Source organism: Clostridium sp. 1001270J_160509_D11 (assembly GCF_015667935.1).
In the GTDB taxonomy this organism is placed as follows: Bacteria; Bacillota; Clostridia; order Peptostreptococcales; family Peptostreptococcaceae; genus Intestinibacter.
This window is the reverse complement of record NZ_JADPET010000235.1, coordinates 1-2413: the sequence shown is the minus strand read 5'-3', so window position 1 is coordinate 2413 and position 2413 is coordinate 1. Positions and strand designations below refer to the sequence as shown.

Here is a 2413-nt window from a genome sequence, read left to right as displayed (position 1 = left end):
ATCTTTATTTAAGTTTAAAATAATATATATATACATTTTTTATTTTTTTGATATAATCAAGTATAATATAGTAAATATATACATAAGTTTTTTAAGTAAAAAATCCAATTTAGACTATTTCTCACTAAATTAATTAGTATTAGATGTTTAATAACATATTATAATAGTCTAATTATTACTATGAAAAAACTAAATAAAAAGGAAAGGAGTCTGTCAAAATTATATTTTTGACAATAAGATGATTTTATGAGGGAAGAATATCAATTAATACAGAAAAAAGAGATTCTTAGGTTTGCTCTTTTTCTAGGAGAATTAATGTTGACTAATGGTGTAGAAACATCTCGTGCGGAAGACAGTGTTTTAAGAGTTTGTACTTCTCGTGGATACAGACATATTAATGTATTTACAACTCCTACGTGTATAATAATTGCAGATGATAAGTTCGACGGATTGTCATTTATGAGAACTATAAAGCGTAGAAGTATCGACTTAAACAAAATAGACCTTTTAAATACTGTATCTAGAGATTTTGTTCAAAACCCTGAAATGACAACTGATGAAGCGATTAATAAACTTAAAAAAATAGCTACTTTACCTCCACCATATGGAATAATTTCTTTTTATGCGGGGACTGCAATTTCTTCTGCATGTTTCGCTTATTTAATAGGTGGTACAAGTATAGCAGATTTTTTACTTACATTAATAATCTCAGTTGTTGGAACTATTATATATAATGGAATAATGAAACTTAACTCTATGGCATTTATGGCTACATTAGTATCTTCATTTGCAATAGCTACGTTTGGGGTTGCTTTTTGTCAGATTGGAATTTTACATGACCCTAAAATGCTTATAGTAGGTTCTATAATGCCTCTACTTCCTGGAGTTGCTTTCGTAAAAGGACTTAGGGATTTAATATCTGGTGATTTAGTTTCTGGTGTTTCTCGTGTATTTGAAGCATTTTTAACAGCAGGAGCTATAGCTGTAGGAGTCGGTGTTGTACTTGATTTTTGGATTAAAATTGGAGGTTGATTAAATGACTATTAAAGATTTAATAATAAACTTTATATTTTCATTTGCAGTTACAGCAGGTTTTTCTATATTCTTTAATGCACCTAAAAAATCACTTATTCCATGTGGTATAGTAGGTGGTATAGGATGGTGTACTTATGTTGTTATGGCTAACTCAGAATATATTTCAAATGTATTTTCTATGGTTATAGCATCTGCTGTTGTTTCATTATTTAGTGAAATTTTAGCTCGTAAATTAAAATATCCAGCTATAAACTTTATAATACCTGGAATACTTCCACTTGTGCCTGGTCTTGGATTATATAATACTATGTATTCATTAGTTCAAAAAGATTATGCACTTGCTGTATCTACTGGAACGGATTCTCTATTTAAAAGTACTGGAATAGCAATCGGAATTCTTATAATTACATCTTTTACAAAAACTTATTATATACTTGTTAAAAAGATGCATTTAAAAAAACTTGAAGAAAAGTTAGAAAAATAGGGGTTTTGTGGCTGTGGTTTATTAATTACAGCTACAAAACCCCTTATATTTAAATTATTCTCACTACTATCGGAATATAATCTCTGCTCTCTCTATATTTTTTATCGTTTTTTCTTAGATAAAGATAGCTTAAAAATGTACATAATAATCCACATAGTCCACTTAATAATTCTATTGGACCGTTAAAGTTTATATTATTAAGTACAAAAAAGCATATAGCTGTCCCTGCAATTAAAAATACTAGTGGCAACATATATGCCAACATAGTTGCTTTCATTACTTTTACACTATCCATACTAACTTCTACGTGATCCCCTACTTTTGCTCCAATTTGATTGTCGACTTCTACTATTAAATCTTGACTTTCTGAAGTTAATTTTGCACATTTACCACATGAAGCACATGCAGAATGTCTTTGCATACGCATTTTAGCAGTTTTATCATCTACTATTTCAACTATAAACCCCTGTTGATTCATAATAGCCCCCCCTATTTTGTGAATTTTTTTATTGTATCCATTAATTCCTTAATTGCCGCTTCACTTTCTTCTTCATTTCCATATTTTATATCATTAGAAACACAGCCCTTAATATGGTTTTCTAGTATCATTGTGCCTACATTATCTATAGCAGATCTAATTGCTGATATTTGAACTAATATATCTACACAATATCTATCATCTTCTACCATTTTTTGAATTCCTTTTACTTGTCCTTCAATTCTCTTAAGCCTTCTATTTAGTGCAGCTTTGTCATTTCCTTTAGCCAATTTTTTTTCACTCATTATTTAACACCTCTTATTAGTGATATATATTATTATATCATTAAAAAAGTGTAAATTTAACTCCTAAAAATTATTCATTTTCATATTTCAAAAAATGGTTTATTATATATT

4 protein-coding genes are annotated in these 2413 nt (G+C 28.6%); 2 read left to right on the top strand and 2 right to left on the bottom strand.

The window, feature by feature from the left end:
• The first annotated feature begins 246 nt into the window (after positions 1 to 246).
• On the top strand, positions 247 to 1032 hold the full coding sequence (locus tag I4U58_RS13570) for a threonine/serine exporter family protein (protein WP_195931867.1): 786 nt from the start codon (positions 247 to 249) through the stop codon (positions 1030 to 1032).
• A 4-nt stretch (positions 1033 to 1036) separates the two neighbouring features.
• Complete coding sequence (locus tag I4U58_RS13565; protein ID WP_195931866.1) at positions 1037 to 1519, top strand: threonine/serine exporter family protein; 483 nt, start codon at positions 1037 to 1039, stop codon at positions 1517 to 1519.
• A 49-nt stretch (positions 1520 to 1568) separates the two neighbouring features.
• Here I4U58_RS13565 and I4U58_RS13560 read toward each other — a convergent pair whose 3' ends face one another.
• Together I4U58_RS13560 and I4U58_RS13555 are read right to left on the bottom strand one after the other, a co-directional pair.
• A complete protein-coding gene (locus tag I4U58_RS13560) occupies positions 1569 to 1997 on the bottom strand; it encodes a SoxR reducing system RseC family protein (protein ID WP_195931865.1) in 429 nt (142 codons plus the stop codon).
• Positions 1998 to 2008: 11 nt separating this feature from the next.
• Complete coding sequence (locus I4U58_RS13555) at positions 2009 to 2302, bottom strand: metal-sensitive transcriptional regulator (RefSeq protein WP_195931864.1); 294 nt, start codon at positions 2300 to 2302, stop codon at positions 2009 to 2011.
• Positions 2303 to 2413: the final 111 nt, after the last annotated feature.